Raw genomic sequence first — 18,221 nt, 5'->3', positions numbered from 1 at the left:
AAATCGCAACAAAAATAACAGCTAAAATATCACTTAAAACAGCAAAAGAGGAAGCATATTTGCTTCCTCTTTGAAATTGGCTTTAATGTCCACCCCAAAAACCATACTCATACTTATTAAAATCCATTTTATGTTTCAAAAAACTTTGGAAAAATTCCATTTGTTCTTGTTTAATTTCAAAATAGCCTGTTACTGGATGTTCTGCGGATAATTTTAAAATTCTTCGGTACTCGTCTAGCGGAATGTCTATAAGTTCCTCTTCACCAACAACTCCTTTTGACTCATCGTTAATTTCATTCCAATTAATTAGCCTAGTTGTTTCTTCTTCGGAGAAAAAATAAGGAGACTGACATTGTTCTACAAACAGTCCATTATTTGTCGCAAATTCAATAGCAGATAGACAATTAACATTGGACCCAATAAACATATAGTAATCCCAACCAAAATGTACGAAGAAATTATCTTTACTATACAACTCACACCATAAAAAATTTCGTAAAATCATTTTGCAAATCAGGCGAATTTCATTTTTGTTTACTAACAAGTCTTCTTTAAGAACGAGTTTTTCAAATTCCTTTTCGTATAAAAGAGATGTCCTATCTTCTTCTGAAATGTTGCATTCTAACCCTAGAATTCTCAGTGAATTTATACCGCTTTCCTCAATGAATTTAATTGCGGAATTTATATAAGCTGCCTCAATTTGAAGATATTCATCCAAAGTGAATTCTTTCCCGTTAATGGTTTTCCCTATTTCAGAAGGACAAGTCCACTCCTCAATTAAAGTATAGTGCCCATTTTCATCCCTGAAATCAGGATTGTATTTTGTGACACGCCACTGATATTTTATTTGATTAACCAACCTACTCCTCCTCAATTCATCTTGTATAAATTATATCATTTATATTGAATTTTCTTATTTGTAATTCCTAGCTGTTGTGCAGGAGTAAGTTTTTCATCGTCAGGTGTTTTATACGGAAAACAAAAGTTGTAATAGGTTCTTAAAATGGTTAATGCATCTGAGCGTACTTTGGATTAAAGTTCGAATAAATATAGCTTTTTCCATCACCACGAGCGGTTGTCAGCGGTCTTTCAAGAATGGACAATCTTCTCCTTATCTGTTGGATAAAGAAATTAGTAGCGTTATCATTTACCTCCAAAATCATTGAAGCTACTTGGTCAGGTTCATATGATGAAAGGTCCGTGGTGCAATCAACACAGACTTCTTTATGAAACTGATATTCTGGCTCCCAATCTTTAATGGTTTCAATCCTTATTAGCCTTTCAATTTCAAGGGCTATGGACCAGTTGGAAAGAGGAACGGTGTGACAATCGAGTGTCATCCCACTAGTTGGATTGATAGGGTCGGGATTACATTTAATCTTCTTACTATTTGACCTGGTGCTTCCGACTAGCCTATAACGACTGGGTTTTCCCTTAACGTTTGAAAATTTTGTTTGAGTTAATCCGCATTGCATCCCCCGATTGTAATTACATCATTCATGGCTTAACTCCTTTTTCGGTTTTATTAACACGACTCTCTAACAATTAGTTTTGGCTCAAAACCGATAAACAAGCTTCTCTTCTGCGCCAGCTTTTTTCTGAATCTTGTTCAATAAGAGTTCTGCTGCTTTCTTGCCTATTTCAAAAGCCGGCTGTGCAACGATCGTTAATCCCGGTTCATAGAAGCTTGCAAAAGAGACATCGTCAATCCCTATAATGGCCAAGTCTTCCGGTACTTTTAAATTATTTTCTTTCACATATTTAAGGATCTTACGTTTAATCCAGAAGTAACAGGGCCAATGAGATATGTTTCAATCAAAAGAAATGGGAGCAAAGGTTTTTCCGATAACCACAAATAAAGAGTCCAAAATTGCTTCCATATGTGATGGGATACTCGTCATTCCGGCTGCCACAAAGTACCGCAGACCGGGTGAACCAGGCACTATTCAGCCGCTCGGCAATCAATTTGACCAATCAGTCCATCTTGTTCTCGATGCAATTATCATTGGAACATTGCAAACAGATAATCAGGATACAGCTTATGAAGAAATGACCAAGAGACATACCAATTTGGAATAGATGCAAGCGAAGGGAAGGTAAAACAAATTGCAAGCCGTGGATTTTATTAAAGCGCAAGTCATTGTTGCTGTTATACGTGAAGCAACTGCAGAGAATATAGTGCCCATCGCTAGTGCTCTGTATGACGGCGGAGTAAAAGTATTGGAAGTTACCGCTGAAACTCCCGGAGTCATGGCGATGATTGAAAAAGTAAGAGTGGAGCTTGGCGATAAAGTGCTGGTGGGGGCAGGAACAGTTTTAGGTCCTGAAACAGCCAGAGCCGCCATAATGGCAGGCAGCCAATTCATCGTTTCTCCTTCGCTTAACAATTAGAGCAACTGTCCAGCAATTTTTAAAGCTGGTGTATGAGACAGTTCCTGCCTTAATTACCCCAATTATTATCATCGGAGGAATTATATCAGGGTTCTTCACAGCAACTGAAGCTGCCGCTGTGGCGTCTCTTTATACGTTATTAATCAGCATGTTTTTCTATAAAACTTTAAAGCTGTCAGACATGCCCAAAATACTTATGGATACTTTAGCGTTAAGTTCTCTTTCTTTATTTGCCCTTGCTGCTGCAAGTGCGCTCGGAGAACTTATGAGTTATTATCAATTATCTACAATGGCTCAAGACTTTTTCGTTAATAATGTCTGGGCGAAATGGGTTTTCATCTTAATTATCATTGCATTCTTCCTATTTGTGGGGACATCATGGTAAAACGAGAAGTTTTAAACAGTGACGGTTCACTGATGGCTGTAAAAGTAGAACTAGCAGAAGGATTTACAGGTGATATTGACCAGCACCCTGAAGAACAGATTAGTTATATTGAAAAAGGAAAAGTGGAATTCGAAATAAGGGGAGTAAAAAGAATCCTTTCTAAAGGAGATATTCAATACATTCCATCTAATGTTGAGCATAAGGTAAAGGTGATAGAAGAATGTATTATCCTGGATATTTTTACTCCAATAAGAAAAGTTCACTCGAATTGGCAATCTAATATGTAATTTCTAAAAGAAGAGGGAACTCCTTTAACTGTTAGACCAGCATTAACTAACTCACCAAGCCTTTTTAAAAACCAATACACTGTAGATCCTGAACCTAATCCAATAATCATACCGTCTTTTACGAAGTCGGCCGCTTTTTCCCCGGCTGCTACATGCGACAGTCCAAAATTGCCATGTGCCAAGGTGGGAATATTGGTTCCAATACTCTAAACCCTGATGGGTCAGGTTCCTTTGAGTATGAACGAGCTTATTGAAAAATTTATCTTGAGCGGGTGACAAACAGATCCCTCCCTTCATTCTGCTGAAGGTTATTTTGCCCAGAAGGGTGTTTTTCATGCCCGTTCCCTTTCACTTTTTAAAGCTTTAAATAGACATATTCCCATTTGAAATATGATAAAATGATACAAATTACATGAATTTGTATTTTATTGAAAGAAGGATCGATGTGAAGAACATAAAAACATACATTCTCCTCACTTCCATCATGGCTTTGTGGGGATTGAATGTCAGCATAATTAAAATTCTTGTCAGTTATTTTCCTCCGGTTTCGATTACTTCTCTGCGAATATTAACTGCAGGCATAACGGTGTTTTTAATATTAGGCATAATGGGAAAAGTGAGGAAGCCGAGCTTAAGGGAAATCTCGTACATTGTTTTTGGCGGCCTTCTGAGTGTTGTCAGCCACCATCTTTTTCTGGCTATAGGCCTAACGGGGACAAGTGCGGTGAATGGAGGGCTTATATTAGGTGCGGGACCTCTCTTGACAGCCATACTGTCTTCCATTCTGCTGCGCCATAAGCCTACAGGCATTCAGGTGCTTGGGTTTCTGCTTGGCGGCGCAGGCGTGACTTTTATTGTTCTTTCAGGAAATAAAGGGATATCGAGCTTAACTCCGGGCGATTTCTTTGTGTTCCTGTCCATTATTTCACAGGCTCTTAGCTTCATTGTGATCAGCAAGGCTTCGAAAACGCTTGATCCGCGATTGCTGACAGGCTATATGCTGGTTTTTGGAGGAGTGATCCTTTTTGTAATGGCGAGCGTAATGGAACCTGGAGGGCTTAAGGGCATATCAGATGCCCCAGCCTATGTTTGGGCTGCATTTGCCGCATCTGCCGTATTGGCAACCGCTGTCGGCCACATGGTTTATAACACAGCCATCCGTAATATCGGGCCGGCAGAAGCCAGTATTTTTTTGAACCTTAATACTTTTTTCTCACTGGCAGGCTCGGCGCTGATCCTTGGTGAAGTTATCACCATCAACCATTTGCTCGGGCTGGTTCTTATTGTGGGAGGTGTCCTTTCAGGATCTGGAGCATTAGAGGATTTAGTTTTCAGGAAGCGGAGAAAAGAAAACAGCCAGTATATGTAAAGAGATCTCTTGTCATAGAGATCTCTTTTTTTGCAAAAAGTGGAATAGTGGGAAAGGTGTATTCAAAGACCGCTAAGGGGAATAGAGAGGCTACAAAGAGAGGAGGCGCTTGGATGTTTGGAATCCATTAAAACCGAAGGCTATCATGATATCAAAGAAATATTCTGTGCGGAATGGTCGGAAGAAGAAGGGTTTTATATCGTAGCTTAAAAAATAAGCCTTGCATCTGCAAGGCCCTCTCTATTAATATCCCTTTTTATAATCAATGAGATTAATGCCTGGTATACCGCTGGTTATATACTCTTTTAAATTGGGAATAAATATATCTTCATTCACGCGTCTGGTATAGTGTTCCGTTGATCCGGCTGTATGCGGAGTAACGATGACATTATCAAGCTCCCACAGCGGGCTGTCTTTAGAAAGCGGTTCTTTTTCAAATACATCAAGCCCTGCACCGGCAATCACGCCGTTCTGCAGTGCGTCGATCAAATCTCTTTCCTTTACAATTTCACCCCGGCCGATATTGATAAAGAAGGAAGAATCCTTCATGAGAGCAAACTGTTTGGCTCCGAATAGCTGCCGGGTTTCCTGTGTAAGCGGAAGGGTGACCACAACATAGTCACATTGCGGAAGCACATCGTTCAGCTGTCCGGACGTATACATTTCATCAAAATACTCTTCAGGTCTTCCGGAGCGACGGACTCCAATCACCTTCATGCCGAATGCTTTGGCAATCCTGGCCGTTTCTTTTCCGATGGCACCTGTGCCAATCAGGCCGATGGTTTTATTATGTATTTCGAGCTTTAATCCGGAATGGTGCCATACTTTGGCTTGCTGATTTTTTACATATGTATGGATTTTGCGGGTGAGCCCGAGCATGAGAGCGAAAATGGTTTCAGAAATAGGGTAGGCATGTACACCATTGGCGCTCGTAATCTGGATGTCCTGTGATTCCATTTCTGCCAGGGGGAGGGAATCGACACCTGCACTCCAGGACTGGAACCAGCGGAGTTTGCTGTCTCCGTCAAGGACCATCTCTTTAAGTTCCTTTTTCCAGCCGGCGATGACTTCGGCTTTTTTCATTTCATTTTGCCAGTTTGCGGGATCCTTGCCGGAAATGAGCTCCCAATCGGGAATGATTTCATTTATTCTTTCAAGCTATGAGGGTTCCACATCATGTGTAATGATACAGGTTCTTTTTGTCATGTGTGTGCCTCCATATTATTTTTTGAAAAGTTGGTAAATATATCATAGTCTATAAAAGGAAACTTTTCTAATAAAAAATCCCCGGGTGTAAAGCACCGGGGATGATCTATCTATTAAGAGGGCTGAAAACCTATTAATTTGGCTTTCTTATCAACACCTAGCGTCGTCTTGTCCGGAAAGGTAATGACAGAGCTGATGTAATCCCAGCGGATCAGAAAATGGGTGACGCAATCTTCTTCCTTTTGCTGTTCTTCCGGAATGTTGGTACCATCTTCTTTTTGTACCATTGTTCGCTTGAAGCAAGGGTTCTCAACCCAGATTCCCATGCTTTCTGTTTTGATCAGTTTAACAAGATACCACTCATCAGGCTGAAAAATGCCAGTAATGGAGCCGACGAGATCATTTGGAAAGTTCTTGAATTTTATTTGGATCTTATGACCTGTAAAGTTTTCAAGATGCATATATGAACCTCCTGAACTATTAAGATTCGTTTTTCTATACTCTTCCTTTTTTTGATTGTTTTAAACATCAAAAAAGCAAGATCCAGTCGTTTTGCTGGACCTTGCTTTTTTTCTAGCGTTCCCCGTCTACATATTTTCCGTGGTCTGGAACGGCAATTTCATCGAAATCATTTACAAGTCTGGTGAGGCTTTCCCTTAATACAGCGGCAGCCATGGGAATGCCGTGCCCTGTGATGGCGACATCCGGCTGAAGTGCTTCAAGTTTCTGCACGGATGCCCTGGCCGCATCCCAATCTGTCGTCAGATAGCGGGGCGGGCCGCTGATTTCCTGTTCCTGGGTGAGGACACTGTATAAGGATTCCTGTTTCACTGTCACGAAAGCATCACCTGCAATCAGCACACGATCCGATTCCCTGAACAAGGAAACATGGCCAGGGGTATGACCTGGTGTGTGGATCCATTTCCATCCTTCCATATGGGGAACATTTCCGTCGCCAGGCAAAGACTGAATATGGGTTCCGAGATCGATGCCTTCATGCGGAAAGGTGGGGGAAATCTTTGCAACAAGTCCGCCTTCAACACTCGCGTCAGGTTTGGGGTAATCCTGCTGTCCGGTTAAGAATGGCATTTCCAGTGTGTGTGCGTACACAGGAACCTGCCAGAGCTCTACCAAATCAATAATTGCACCAACATGGTCAAAGTGGCCGTGTGTAAGAATAATGGCCTTCGGTCTGGCGTTCTCTCCAAAAAGCTCTTCAGCGGCATCCATGATTTTCTCTGCAGATTTTGGCATGCCTGCGTCAACCAGAACCCAGTCGCCGGGCTTTTCTGATATTCGCACAAAACAAACATTGACAATCTGAACTGTCAGGCAGTAAACTCCATCCGCTTCGTTTACAATCATCCCGCTCGTGGAGGAAGTCATGGGCATATAGCGTTCAGTTGATGAACTTTCCTTCAAAAATATTACCTCCCTGCAAATTTTTTAAAATAACAGACCTCTTATCTTTTTGAGTATACCCGCATGTTAACTTTGTATGCGGCATATTCAGGAGGCGGAGGGAATAAATGCAAAAAAAAGCTCTGCCTGGATGAGGCAGAGTCTGCTATATCACAAATTATGACAGGAATTCATGCGGGTTTAAGCCGAGTTCCATGCAGATTTCGGTAACAGCCTGTTTTTCATTTTGATCAAAGTTCCCATCAGCATAACCGATCGCGATGCAATAACGGGCTACGAGGCGGGCGATCTCGGGCTTATTTCTTACCCGGCCAACTGCTTTGAAGGCTTCAGCCCGGCCGATGATCGGGTCCATCTCAATCCGCTGGACGAACATATTGAATTGCTGTATCACCTTTTGGGTATCAAACACTTTTAATTCCTGGCTGCTGTTTACAAATTCGACCATCTTTTGGCGTTCAGATGGATCGAGCCTTCCATCTGCCATGCCGACAAGAGCGCATGAAGCTACAACGGCGTCCATGACATCCTGGCTCTTGAATCGGGTGAACAGCTCCTGTGCACGGCGTTTTTGGTCATTGGCCCACTGTGCATAATCTGTCTGGTTAGGCGACCATGAATTGCCGCAGGCATTACAGGTGAGCTTCAGCTGGTTTTTTCCAATAAAGCCGCCAAGAAGTCCTACAGGGCCAAGGATGAGTCCTCCAATCGCCGCTTTTCCAAGGCCAAATCCCTTTTGTCCGGTGCGGATGTTAGTAGATCCGCAGCGGGTGCAGGCCATATTTCCATCTGTATAGGATTGAGCCTGTACCGGCTGTCCAAAACCGGTTTGGCCGCCCATGGCAGATGGCTGGGAAGGAGGCGTGCTATATGCAGTCTGATTGTAGGCAGGCTGGCCAAAAGACGACGGGCTGTAGCCTGATTGAGTCTGCTGGCTTTGCTGTGGACTGAATCCATGAGACTGCTGTCCGTAATTTGCCTGCTGCTGAAATGGGCCATTGCCGAATGACGGCTGTTGACTTGGAGCAGGCTCATCATCAACGGAAACACCGAAATTGCGGCAGAGGGCAGCTAATCCTCCCTGAAATCCGCTTGCAATGGCATTGAATTTCCACTCCCCATTGTGACGGTAAAGCTCTGCAGCGACGATGGCTGTTTCAACAGTGAAATCACGGCCAAGGTCGAAGCGGATCAGCTCCTCGTTCGTCATGGCATTAAAAATCCTCACATAGGCATTTGAAACTTGTCCGAAGTTCTGTCCTTTCATCTGAGCATCATGAATGGTAATAGTAAACGCAATTCGATGGATATGCTGCGGCACCTTATTCAACTCGATGCGGATTTGCTCATCATCCCCGGAGCCGGCTCCTGTTCTGTTGTCACTGCTGTAGAGAATCGATCCGTTACCGCCGGATGGATTATTATAAAACACAAAGTCACTGTCACTTTGCACTTTGCCGGATGCGCCTGTTAAAAATGCTGAAGCGTCCAGGTCATATTGAGATTGATTGTGGCTGACATCCCAGCCCAATCCTGCCATCACAACCTGCAAACCAGGATTGGTTTTGGTCAAATCTACTTTTTGTCCCTTGCTCAATCGAACTCCCACAGATTTCACTCCTAAATTCGTTTTTATGTATGGATAATTTGTTATACGTACTGGAAAGAAAGAAGTTTCATAGTTTTCATTATAATGGAATCTAATGCGAAGTGAAACTTGAGCGGGCTTTCTTGGAATAAATAAATGATTTTGGGACTGGTTGTAGAATAGAATATTAATGATGATGTTTTGGTCATAGGAGGAGATAAGTTGAATAAGAGAGCAAAAGTATTTGCCCACCGCGGTGTCAGCGGACATTTTCCGGAAAACACGATGGCAGCATTCCAGGCTGCTTTAGAGGCAGGAGCAGATGGCATTGAATTGGATGTGCAGATGGCGAAGGATGGTACGCTTGTGATCATTCATGACGAAAAGGTGGACAGAACGACGGGCGGAACCGGCTATATTAAGGACATGACCCTTGAAGAAATCCTGCAGCTTGATGCCGGGAGCTGGTTTGCGGAAGTGAACGCCGGAGAAACAATCCCCGATTTGGAGAAATTCTTAAAATGGGCGGCGATGGAGGGCAACGAACTGCTGATCAATATTGAATTGAAAAATGATTTGATTGTCTATCCCGGGATGGAAAAAAAGGTGATTGACCTTATCCTTAAGTATGGATTGGAACAGCGTGTCATTATCTCATCCTTCAATGCGGAGAGTCTGAGGAGAGTCCGGGACTATCATTCAACGATACAGACGGGTTATTTGATTGAAGGCATTCCTGAAAATACACTTGATATGGCAAAAAAAATCGGTGCAGACAGTATTCATTGTGAAGAGAGGTTTGCCCTATCCGAGCTTGGAAGGAGAGCAATGGAAGCAGGGTTTCCGCTGCGGGTATATACCGTAAATGATGAAACCCGCAGCGAATCTTTAACTAATGCCGGAGTAGAAGTGATTATGACTGATTTTCCGGAAAGGTTTTTGAAATAATGATTTTGTTGGATATGGAAATTCTGATTATCCACGCATCCGCATAAGACACCGCTTCTCCAGTAAAAGTAAAAAACGCTGCATCAAACCGCGGCAATATGGGTTTATCCATGCATAAAAAAACAAGCGCACATCATTAGCGCTTGTTTTGATTCCTACCAAAGCACCGGCTTGGCTACCATGAACCAGAGCATGAGCATTAACAAAAATAGATAGATCCAGACGGAGCGGGTGAGCTTTCTGATTAGGAAATGCTGATCTGCTCCCTGCTCATCAAATTTCCTAAGGACAGGAGTGAAGGCCCGGGCGAGAAAAAAGACTGAGCCTCCCATGACTGCAAGGGTGGCGACGACCCAAGATGTCGTCCAGGCCCAGTGGCTGTTCACGATTAAAAGGATACCCGAGCCTACAAGTACATGTCCTGCATGCTTGACAAGGCGCACGGACGTCCTGAAGATGCCGATATATGCCTGCTGGACCCCGTGATGAGCCGTTCCCAATTTATTGACGATTGGGATCAGAATAAAAAATGGTCCAACAGAAAGAATGGCACTGCTGACATGGATATACAGCAGTATTCGGTACAATATGTCCATTCCGGCAGATTACTTCGTCACTGCGCTGAATTCATGAACCCATACACGCATTTGCGGAAGCCAAGGCATTCCCGGATGCATGGAAAGGATGGATTGCTTGTAGTCTTCCAAATTTTCGAAGCCTTCCTGGCGCGCATGCTCGTCTGTTAACTCACCAAGGGATTGTGAATAAACTTTATCTACAACAAAGTCCTGTCCCTCAAGTGTCATGATTTCTCCCACATCAGCATAGCGGCCGTTGCGGCGTGTAGCTGTTTTCTTTCCTGCAAGAACCTTTTCAACGTCCTCTTTAACGGTAACCATGCGGTCTACTGAACATGTTTTCGGCGGTAATGTATTTGGGTCATGCTGATTTGACATAATCTATTCCTCCTTATGTAAATGCTTACTTTTAAAACCTTACCATACTTTCCTGCGGAAAGGCAGTTTATTAATCGTTTTATGGGTAAAAAAGCCTGAGGAAAGAATCCCTCAAGCTTAATGCCTATTTCAATTTAAATGAACTCTTCAGTGAAACAATCCTGTTAAAGACGGGTTTTTCTGCTGTCGTATATTTTGGGTCTGCATTGAAATAGCCATGGCGGAAGAATTGGAACTTATCCTGGGCTTTTACATCCTTCATATTTGGCTCGATGAAACCATGAACAATTTCTAGTGAATTCGGATTCACGTAGTCAAGGAACGTTTTGCCTTCTGCTTCGTTTTCAAGAGTCTCATCCGTATCTGCCTCTGCGTCATGATCAGCATCTTCGTCAAGAATCAATGGCTCATATAAACGGAATTCAGCCGGAATGGCACTTTTGGCATCCACCCAGTGAAGCGTTCCCTTTACTTTGCGGCCTGTAAAACCCGTTCCGCTCTTAGTTTCAGGGTCATATGTACAGTGAAGCTCGACAACATTGCCATTTTCATCCTTGATGACATCGTTGCACTTGATGAAGTAAGCATGCTTTAAACGGACTTCATTGCCAGGGAAGAGGCGGAAATATTTCTTCGGCGGATCTTCCATGAAGTCGTCCTGCTCTACATAAATCTCTCTTGAGAATGGAATTTGGCGCATGCCCATTTCCGGGTTCTCCGGATTGATTTCTGCATCAAGCATTTCAGTCTGATCTTCCGGGTAGTTCGTAATTACAACCTTTAACGGACGAAGTACACCCATTGTGCGGGGAGCCTTCATTTTCAGGTCTTCGCGCACAAAATGCTCAAGCATCGCTTCATCCACTACACCTGAGCCTTTTGACACACCAGTTTCTTTTACGAACTCGCGGATTGCCTCGGGAGTGTAGCCTTTGCGTCTTAAACCGGAAATCGTCGGCATGCGCGGGTCATCCCAGCCATCAACATAATTTTCTTCTACAAGCTGCTTCAATTTTCTTTTACTCATTACTGTATTAGTAATATTCAGGCGGCCAAACTCGATTTGCTGTGGGGTGCTTTCCATTTCACACTCTGAGACAACCCAGTTATATAGCGGGCGCTGGTCTTCAAACTCAGTAGTGCATAAGGAATGGGTAACCCCTTCGATTGCATCTTCAAGCGGGTGGGCAAAAGCATACATCGGGTAGATGCACCATGTATCACCTGTATTATGGTGAGATGCATGTGAAACACGGTAGATAACCGGATCGCGCAAGTTCACGTTCGGGGAAGACATGTCAATCTTCGCTCTAAGAACTTTTGCTCCGTTCTCGAATTCACCCTTGCGCATACGTTCAAATAAATCAAGATTCTCTTCAACTGAACGGCTGCGGAATGGGCTTTCTTTTCCAGGCTCGGTCAGTGTTCCGCGGTATTGGCGAATCTCCTCCTGGCTTAAGTCATCCACATAAGCTTTTCCTTTCTTAATTAAAAGAACGGCGCGGTTATACATTTCCTCGAAGTAATTCGAAGCAAAGTGAAGCTCCTCCCACTCGTAGCCAAGCCATTTAACATCTTCTTTAATGGCATCCACATATTCCTGATCTTCCTTAAGCGGGTTCGTGTCATCAAAACGAAGATTCGTCCTGCCGTTAAAGTCGTCTGCCAGGCCGAAATTGATGACAATCGATTTGGCATGTCCGATATGAAGATAACCGTTCGGCTCAGGCGGGAAACGGGTAATGACCTCTTTGCGCTTGCCCGACTCCAGATCCTCTTTAATAATCGTTCGTATAAAATTTGAATTGTTTTCCAAACCGGTATCAGCCTTTCTGTTTATGTAGTTAGTACTTATTTTAATAATATCGGGAAGGAAAATAAAGCGAAACTTCCCTTAGCAATGCTTGCTATCGTCTATAGGGCAATACTCTCTATTCATTCTATCTATTATAAACAAGACCAGTCTGGAAAAAAAGTTTTTCTGAAGGCTGGATGTGAAGTTTTACAAAAATGTTAAATACTTTCAAACAAGGAGGGATAGAGGGATGTGGAAAGAATATATCTTAATTAGGAAATAATCTGTTGAATGGAGGAAGGAATATGTCTGAAAAGTATCCGGTTTTAGAAGGAGCAGAACCTTTTTATTTTGAAGGGAATGAGATTGGGATTCTTGTTTCTCATGGCTTTACCGGTTCAACTCAAAGTATGCGTCCGCTTGGGGAAGCTTATGCCAATGCAGGGTATACAGTCTGCGGTCCGCGGCTGAGGGGACATGGGACACATTATAAAGAAATGGAAACAACGACCTATCAGGACTGGATTCATTCTGTTGAAGAAGGCTATCAGTGGCTGAAAGAGCGCTGTAGTACGATATTCGTTACGGGTCTCTCAATGGGCGGCACCCTGACATTGTATATGGCCGAAAAATATCCGGAGATTAAGGGGATCATCCCGATTAATGCAGCTATTGAGATTCCTGATATGGCGGCAGCAGCCAGCCTTAAGGATGTCCGTTTCCTGGATGCAATTGGTTCAGACATAAAAAATCCTGATATAAAAGAGCTTGCCTATGAAAAGACACCGGTTAAATCGCTTGGTGAAATAACCGAACTGATGAAAAAGGTGAAAGCTGATTTAGATAAAGTGACTTGTCCTGCGCTGATTTTTGTCTCAAAAGAAGATCATGTAGTTCCTCCTTCCAATTCACAGGAAATATACAGCGGCATTAAATCTGCTGCCAAGGAATTAGTCACCCTGGACAACAGCTATCATGTGGCAACGCTGGATAACGATCAGGACATCATAATAGAAAGAACACTGCATTTTCTGCGGCGGACACTGGAAACAAGCAGTCTGCAGGGGTGACGAGGGGAGCTTAATCAGGCTCCTTCTTTTATGGACTTATAAAGGAGATTTTCATTGTCTCAATCTATGATTTGATATCATGCAAATTCCCGTTCCTTTTTCCAACCAGTTATGGTAGTATTTAGTGATGCGAAATAATTAACTGATTTATTCTGGAGATAAAAGGAAAGCGGGGGATGCACTTGGAAAAGGCTGCAAAAGAGACTTTATGGACAAAGTCCTTCATTATGCTGATGGTCGGTAATTTATTTATTTTTATGTCTTTTCAGATGCTGATTCCAACATTGCCTCCATATATAAAGTCCATAGGGGCAACTGGTCTTGAAATTGGGCTGGTGACGGCACTTTTTTCGATTGGAGCCGTTCTGAGCCGGCCTTTCATTGGATTCATGCTGGAATATAAAGCAAGAAAGCAGCTGGTGCTGATTGGGGCGGCAGCGCTTTTGGCAATAACCATTATTTATCCTCTTTCAAGCGTGGTGCTGATTTTTCTGATGTTCCGATTCATTCATGGGCTTGCCTGGGGCTGGTCAACTACTGTGAATGGGACAGCGGCTGTAGATGTAGTGCCTAATTCCAGGCTTGGAGAGGGAATGGGTTACTATGGCCTCAGTGTTACGATTGGAATGATCATTGCTCCAAGTCTTGGAATCTACCTATATCAGATTACCTCTTTTACCAATCTTATTTATATCTCAAGCCTACTCGGGGTGATTGCCATTGTGCTCCTGGCCGTTGTCCGCTACGAAACGCCTGAAGCGGTTATGGAAACAAGGAAAGCGGACCTTAAATTCTCTTACCTGGGCTCTTTAGTTGAAAAATCCAGCTGGTTTCCTGCGTTTATCACAATAATTGTGACATTTGGATATGGCTCCATCGTAACGTTCATCGTTATTTTCGGAGAAGAGCGCGGCATTGATCAGATATTCCTTTTCTACTTGTTTAATGCGATTATGGCATCGCTCTCAAGGCCGGTTGCCGGAAAGTGGTTTGACCAGCGGGGGCCGATGGGGCTTGTGCTGCTTTGTACGTTCCTGACTTTCATAGGAATGTGGGTACTTTCTTTCGCTCATTCGAATTTGTTTATTATCATTAGCGGAATTTTGTTTGGAATTGGATTTGGCTCATTGATTCCTACTCTGCAGTCCTGGACGCTGTCGATGACACCATCCAACCGGCGCGGTGTGGCAAACGGAATGTTCTTCTCCTCCATCGACCTTGGCATTGGACTAAGCGGGCTTGTGTTCGGGGTGCTTGCACAGTTTGTGGAAACAGCGGCACTATTCCAAATATCAAGTGTGTTCCTGATTCTTGGGATGGCTGTTACAGTCCTCTATGGGAGACAGCGCCGGGCCGCCCGGCCGCAGCAAGCATCATAATGAAGAATGAATACTGGCAGACAGGAATATATTTTTCTGTCTGCCAGTTTTTATTTTGATTTGAGGTGGTATTAATAGAGAGAAGCTGATTCTAACTATTAAAAATATTACACAGGAATACAGCAATGTTTCAAAAATGATAGAGAAATGAAATTTTTTGCAGAAAAATTTTTGCTACAATATAAGGATAAAGGATGAAAATTGGCGTATTATGCGTTTTTTTATAAAGCATGCTGATAAAGATCAGCAGGCTGGATCAATAAAATTCTTTTAAAAGCCGCCGCTTTTAGGCGCACTTTTAAAAATAGCACTGCGGGGGATCAAGATGACTTTAGAGAAGCAGCTAATCAGCAAAACCTTTTATAAGACCTTCATGGAATCTAATGAAAATGTGCATCCGATCAGGGTTTTGGGTGAACTGTATGTGGCTGAGCAGCTGAACGAGGTGCCTGATTTAACCAATATCCGCTTCGCCCAGGGGGAAGTCTATTTCCTTAACAAGGATTATGAAGCCGCCATTTTTAAGTGGGAAAGCATTCCGAATGAATTGGGGCCATGGGCTCAGAAAAATATGGCTGATGCTTATTTTGAATTAGATCTGCTTTCAAATGCAGAGGACTTTTATAAATCAATTGAAACAGATTCAGAGGTGTTAAAGACTGAAGTGCTCCTCCAGCTGTTTTCACTTTACATACAGCGCGGCAAGCTTGAATTGGCTGTTGAATCCATTAAAGAGGCGGTCCGGTTAAATCCGGATTATCCGGATGTGACCGATCTGGCACGCGGATTCTTCGAAGAACACAGTGATTGGGGAAATGCAGTGGAGCTGGCTGTCAATGAAGCAATCAGGACGGAATCCCTATCCTGGTTTGAAGTTCTTCATTCGTATGTGGAACAGGGGCGGACAGCAAAAATGGAGCCGAACTATTTCAGTGAGGCGCTTTCGGTCTTATACCGTGCAGATCATGCTCACTTTGAAGGTTTATCAGCGGCTCTGTGGGATAGCTACAAGACATCAGATCTGTATTTCTCATGGCTGAAAGAATATAATCATCTTCTCCTGAATATGGAGCCGGGGCGCTCACATACATGGAGCGTGCTTTCGGAGCTTTACAAAGAAACTTATCTTGAACTGATCAGCGGCAAGCATTTAATCCGGGATTTATCCCATCTGATTCCAAATCACATAACGAATTGGGTGAAAATAGCTGCCCCTTCTCATTATCTTGTTTCGGCGTCGGCAGTGCTGGCATGGAGCGAAATATTCCCATCCAATATCGATTCTTCTGCTGTCAGTGAAGCAGAGAGCCTTGTGAACCGTTCTGTCCGTTATCAGGAAGGTCTGGAGGAAAGCTTCAAGCTTTTCGAAAATATCATGAAATGGGCAAAGGAAAAAGGCGTCCTGATGGGTGAGCGTTTTGAATGGATGGTCCGTGAGCTCCTTGATTTGGATTCCGGGCATTTGCTGATTGCCGGTGCAGCTTCAAATGGAAAATCCTCGTTTGTGAACACTCTTCTCGGTGAAGAGCTGATGGGGGATTCTACCTCAGCTTCAGTGCTGTTCAAGGATAGTGATGAAACGGAAATCCATGCTATTACGGACGAGGAAGTCAGAAGCATTTCTGATCTTGAGGATTTTAGGCAAAGTGCGGAGAAAAGCAAGCAGACGCTCATCCGCTGCAAAATGCCATTCAACTTTTTACAGAGTAATAGACTTGCTGTCATCGATACACCAGGTCTTGCGGGTCAAAGTAAGTTCCGAAATGGTGTGTTCCAATATCTTCATTTTGCTGACAGCATGCTGTTTGTCCTGAATGCGGATTCCCCTTTGACAGATAAAGAGCTGGATCTTGCTGTAAGAATGCGAGAGCAGGCTCCGGAACTGCCTATTCATTTCCTTCTCAGTAAAATGGATCGGATTCCGGACAGCCAGGATGCTATAGAGCTTCTTGATGAAACTCAGTCCCATGTTCATACCTATTTCCCAAAAGCAAAGGTGTTTGCTTTCTCCGCCTATTATGAAAGCGAAAGCCAGCTCAATGATTTAGCCGTCTTTATCAAGTCGATAATGGATGGACGGAACCAGAAAGAAGAGCGTACAGCAAAGGTTCTTTACTATATAAAAAAATCCATCAAGTTCCTGCTTGAAAAACGTGTTGAGATGGAAAACAGCTTGATTGATACGATTAAATGGAACGAAGAGATGGTGACTAAACTAAAGGGTGCCAATAATCAGCTGATGGATATGGAAGAAGAGAAGGTCCGGACGATTAAAAGATCTTACAGTAAGATTAAAGATGAAATGAGAGCGGATCTTGAGAAGCAGATTCCGGAGCTGCTCCGGAACTGCTCAGAAATGGTGACAGAAGACAGTGATTTTGGAAAAATCCATTCTGAGTTAAATGATGAAATGAATAATCGGATACATCAATATATCGAAGAGACGGTTTTGCCGGAGTTTCATGTTTCCATTCAGGAGTGGATTACGGAAAGTGAAGGAGAGTTCAGAAGCAGCCAGGCATATTTGGATGAGATGAGCGAAGGCTTCAATGAGCTATACGGCGAGGAGAAAATCGCACTGGACTGTGACTTCAAGGTTCTGGATGACTGGCGCCGCGACGCGGACCGGATGACGCGCGGGAGTGTTCAGCTGGAAAAGGCCAACATTCTAAACCGCTTTTCGCCATCGCAGTTCCTGCTCAAGAGTGCAGGAAAGCTGCTTGGAGCGATTCAGCAGAATAAAACCATGCTCCATAATAAATATAAACAGTTCATTGAGCATGAAGACTATAGCGAAATCGCAGAATTTATCACCGAAAAATTCATGCAGCAATTCGAACTCTTCGAGAAATCGCTTGAACGGGATATTAAGATGTTCTTCAGAAATCCGTTTGACGTATTGAATCATACAGTTGAAGAGACATATACGAACATTGCAGAAAATAAAGAAGCATTAAGCGATATGCGCAAAAATCCTGAGATTTACCAGGATCCCCTGACACTATTTGACCTGAAGCTCCGCCAGTTTGAATGGATGACCTCAGCAGGGGAAAGAGTTAAGGAATATCGTTAACCATTAGGAAGGAGTTTTCCTTCCTTTTTTTATGTTTTAATTTTATTCACTGAGTTGATTGGAGCGGAAGGTGCGAGACTCCTGCGGGAGTAGCGGGACAGGTGAGACCCCGCAGACCCACAGCGTCGAGGAGGCTCACCGCCCGCCCCGCGGGTTTGCTGAGTGCCTGTAGCGGAAATCAACGGGCTGGATTCTTAAGCTAAAAAACAACAATTTATATACAAAAAGGGCAAAAAAATAGAAATACAGGTTTGATTTCTAACAAATAAGGGTAAAGAAGCTGGTCTATTAAAACCTTAATCTCATAAGCGTGAACATGAACAAGAAAAATGATGAAGAAAAATCGGGGGAA

The 18,221-nt window shown here is 43.2% G+C and carries 18 protein-coding genes and 2 pseudogenes; 9 read left to right on the top strand and 11 right to left on the bottom strand.

Going from position 1 to position 18,221, the window contains the following annotated elements:
- Window positions 1-82: 82 nt before the first annotated feature.
- From BFI01S_RS11270 to BFI01S_RS11260, 3 genes and pseudogenes are all read right to left on the bottom strand, one after another.
- Entirely contained in the window at window positions 83-859 is a 777-nt protein-coding gene (locus BFI01S_RS11270; RefSeq protein ID WP_061792710.1) for a DUF7683 domain-containing protein, read from the bottom strand.
- 16 nt (window positions 860-875) lie between these two features.
- Window positions 876-1,214, bottom strand: a pseudogene (locus BFI01S_RS22495) (insertion element protein); the annotation flags it as partial.
- A gap of 342 nt (window positions 1,215-1,556) precedes the next feature.
- On the bottom strand, window positions 1,557-1,757 hold the full coding sequence (locus BFI01S_RS11260) for a substrate-binding domain-containing protein (RefSeq protein WP_061792708.1): 201 nt from the start codon (window positions 1,755-1,757) through the stop codon (window positions 1,557-1,559).
- A gap of 49 nt (window positions 1,758-1,806) precedes the next feature.
- Between BFI01S_RS11260 and BFI01S_RS11255 the strand changes: the two genes are divergently transcribed.
- Genes BFI01S_RS11255 through BFI01S_RS11240 form a run of 4 tightly spaced genes read left to right on the top strand, consistent with a single transcriptional unit; the run spans window position 1,807 to window position 3,063 of the window.
- Complete coding sequence (locus tag BFI01S_RS11255) at window positions 1,807-2,079, top strand: phosphoheptose isomerase family protein (RefSeq protein WP_174521689.1); 273 nt, start codon at window positions 1,807-1,809, stop codon at window positions 2,077-2,079.
- 36 nt (window positions 2,080-2,115) lie between these two features.
- Complete coding sequence (locus tag BFI01S_RS11250) at window positions 2,116-2,391, top strand: bifunctional 4-hydroxy-2-oxoglutarate aldolase/2-dehydro-3-deoxy-phosphogluconate aldolase (protein ID WP_309229179.1); 276 nt, start codon at window positions 2,116-2,118, stop codon at window positions 2,389-2,391.
- Window positions 2,392-2,419: 28 nt separating this feature from the next.
- On the top strand, window positions 2,420-2,776 hold the full coding sequence (locus BFI01S_RS11245; protein WP_061792706.1) for a TRAP transporter large permease subunit: 357 nt from the start codon (window positions 2,420-2,422) through the stop codon (window positions 2,774-2,776).
- Window positions 2,770-3,063 carry a cupin domain-containing protein gene (locus BFI01S_RS11240; protein ID WP_061792705.1) on the top strand — a complete coding sequence of 98 codons (294 nt, stop codon included), beginning with the start codon at window positions 2,770-2,772 and terminating at the stop codon, window positions 3,061-3,063. The genes BFI01S_RS11245 and BFI01S_RS11240 overlap by 7 nt, the downstream gene beginning before the upstream one ends.
- 8 nt (window positions 3,064-3,071) lie before the next feature.
- Here BFI01S_RS11240 and BFI01S_RS23985 read toward each other — a convergent pair.
- Window positions 3,072-3,173, bottom strand: a pseudogene (locus BFI01S_RS23985) (ribose 5-phosphate isomerase A); the annotation flags it as partial.
- 335 nt (window positions 3,174-3,508) lie between these two features.
- Here BFI01S_RS23985 and BFI01S_RS11230 point away from each other — a divergent pair.
- Window positions 3,509-4,432: a DMT family transporter gene (locus BFI01S_RS11230; protein ID WP_235831159.1), complete on the top strand. Its 924-nt coding sequence runs from the start codon at window positions 3,509-3,511 to the stop codon at window positions 4,430-4,432.
- 243 nt (window positions 4,433-4,675) lie between these two features.
- On the opposite strand, the gene BFI01S_RS11225 is transcribed toward BFI01S_RS11230, so the two are convergent.
- The 4 genes from BFI01S_RS11225 to BFI01S_RS11210 form a co-directional block, all read right to left on the bottom strand.
- Complete coding sequence (locus BFI01S_RS11225; RefSeq protein ID WP_235831161.1) at window positions 4,676-5,581, bottom strand: D-2-hydroxyacid dehydrogenase; 906 nt, start codon at window positions 5,579-5,581, stop codon at window positions 4,676-4,678.
- Window positions 5,582-5,751: 170 nt separating this feature from the next.
- Window positions 5,752-6,099, bottom strand: a complete 348-nt coding sequence (locus tag BFI01S_RS11220; RefSeq protein ID WP_061792702.1) for a hypothetical protein — start codon at window positions 6,097-6,099, stop codon at window positions 5,752-5,754.
- Window positions 6,100-6,211: 112 nt separating this feature from the next.
- A complete protein-coding gene (locus tag BFI01S_RS11215; protein WP_235831160.1) occupies window positions 6,212-7,030 on the bottom strand; it encodes an MBL fold metallo-hydrolase in 819 nt (272 codons plus the stop codon).
- Window positions 7,031-7,217: 187 nt separating this feature from the next.
- A complete protein-coding gene (locus BFI01S_RS11210) occupies window positions 7,218-8,669 on the bottom strand; it encodes a TerD family protein (protein ID WP_061792700.1) in 1,452 nt (483 codons plus the stop codon).
- A 201-nt stretch (window positions 8,670-8,870) separates the two neighbouring features.
- On the opposite strand from BFI01S_RS11210, the gene BFI01S_RS11205 reads away from it, so the two are divergent.
- The gene (locus BFI01S_RS11205) at window positions 8,871-9,596 is read left to right on the top strand and encodes a glycerophosphodiester phosphodiesterase (protein WP_061792699.1); all 726 of its coding nucleotides are present in this window, start codon (window positions 8,871-8,873) and stop codon (window positions 9,594-9,596) included.
- 155 nt (window positions 9,597-9,751) lie between these two features.
- Here BFI01S_RS11205 and BFI01S_RS11200 read toward each other — a convergent pair whose 3' ends face one another.
- The 3 genes from BFI01S_RS11200 to BFI01S_RS11190 form a co-directional block, all read right to left on the bottom strand.
- A complete protein-coding gene (locus BFI01S_RS11200) occupies window positions 9,752-10,192 on the bottom strand; it encodes a hypothetical protein (RefSeq protein ID WP_061792698.1) in 441 nt (146 codons plus the stop codon).
- A gap of 9 nt (window positions 10,193-10,201) precedes the next feature.
- Window positions 10,202-10,552: an ASCH domain-containing protein gene (locus BFI01S_RS11195; RefSeq protein WP_061792697.1), complete on the bottom strand. Its 351-nt coding sequence runs from the start codon at window positions 10,550-10,552 to the stop codon at window positions 10,202-10,204.
- Window positions 10,553-10,676: 124 nt separating this feature from the next.
- On the bottom strand, window positions 10,677-12,368 hold the full coding sequence (locus BFI01S_RS11190) for a glutamine--tRNA ligase/YqeY domain fusion protein (RefSeq protein WP_061792696.1): 1,692 nt from the start codon (window positions 12,366-12,368) through the stop codon (window positions 10,677-10,679).
- A 284-nt stretch (window positions 12,369-12,652) separates the two neighbouring features.
- Here BFI01S_RS11190 and BFI01S_RS11185 point away from each other — a divergent pair, with 284 nt between their 5' ends.
- From BFI01S_RS11185 to BFI01S_RS11175, 3 genes are all read left to right on the top strand, one after another.
- Window positions 12,653-13,417 carry an alpha/beta hydrolase gene (locus tag BFI01S_RS11185; RefSeq protein WP_061792695.1) on the top strand — a complete coding sequence of 255 codons (765 nt, stop codon included), beginning with the start codon at window positions 12,653-12,655 and terminating at the stop codon, window positions 13,415-13,417.
- 176 nt (window positions 13,418-13,593) lie between these two features.
- A complete protein-coding gene (locus BFI01S_RS11180; RefSeq protein ID WP_061792694.1) occupies window positions 13,594-14,796 on the top strand; it encodes an MFS transporter in 1,203 nt (400 codons plus the stop codon).
- A 325-nt stretch (window positions 14,797-15,121) separates the two neighbouring features.
- Window positions 15,122-17,869, top strand: coding sequence for a dynamin family protein (locus BFI01S_RS11175; RefSeq protein WP_061792693.1), 2,748 nt, complete (start codon window positions 15,122-15,124; stop codon window positions 17,867-17,869).
- Window positions 17,870-18,221: the final 352 nt, after the last annotated feature.

Source organism: Cytobacillus firmus NBRC 15306 (assembly GCF_001591465.1).
In the GTDB taxonomy this organism is placed as follows: Bacteria; Bacillota; Bacilli; order Bacillales; family Cytobacillaceae; genus Cytobacillus; species Cytobacillus firmus.
This window is presented reverse-complemented; position numbering and strand designations above follow the sequence as displayed.

Bases quoted from the DNA above. Each gene is read 5' to 3' on its own strand.
- BFI01S_RS11185 (WP_061792695.1), top strand. From the start codon at position 12,653: ATGTCTGAAAAGTATCCGGTTTTAGAAGGAGCAGAACCTTTTTATTTT.
- BFI01S_RS11220 (WP_061792702.1), bottom strand. From the start codon at position 6,099: ATGCATCTTGAAAACTTTACAGGTCATAAGATCCAAATAAAATTCAAG.
- BFI01S_RS11180 (WP_061792694.1), top strand. From the start codon at position 13,594: ATGCACTTGGAAAAGGCTGCAAAAGAGACTTTATGGACAAAGTCCTTC.
- BFI01S_RS11200 (WP_061792698.1), bottom strand. From the start codon at position 10,192: ATGGACATATTGTACCGAATACTGCTGTATATCCATGTCAGCAGTGCC.
- BFI01S_RS11175 (WP_061792693.1), top strand. From the start codon at position 15,122: ATGACTTTAGAGAAGCAGCTAATCAGCAAAACCTTTTATAAGACCTTC.
- BFI01S_RS11195 (WP_061792697.1), bottom strand. From the start codon at position 10,552: ATGTCAAATCAGCATGACCCAAATACATTACCGCCGAAAACATGTTCA.
- BFI01S_RS11240 (WP_061792705.1), top strand. From the start codon at position 2,770: ATGGTAAAACGAGAAGTTTTAAACAGTGACGGTTCACTGATGGCTGTA.
- BFI01S_RS11255 (WP_174521689.1), top strand. From the start codon at position 1,807: ATGTTTCAATCAAAAGAAATGGGAGCAAAGGTTTTTCCGATAACCACA.
- BFI01S_RS11215 (WP_235831160.1), bottom strand. From the start codon at position 7,030: ATGCCCATGACTTCCTCCACGAGCGGGATGATTGTAAACGAAGCGGAT.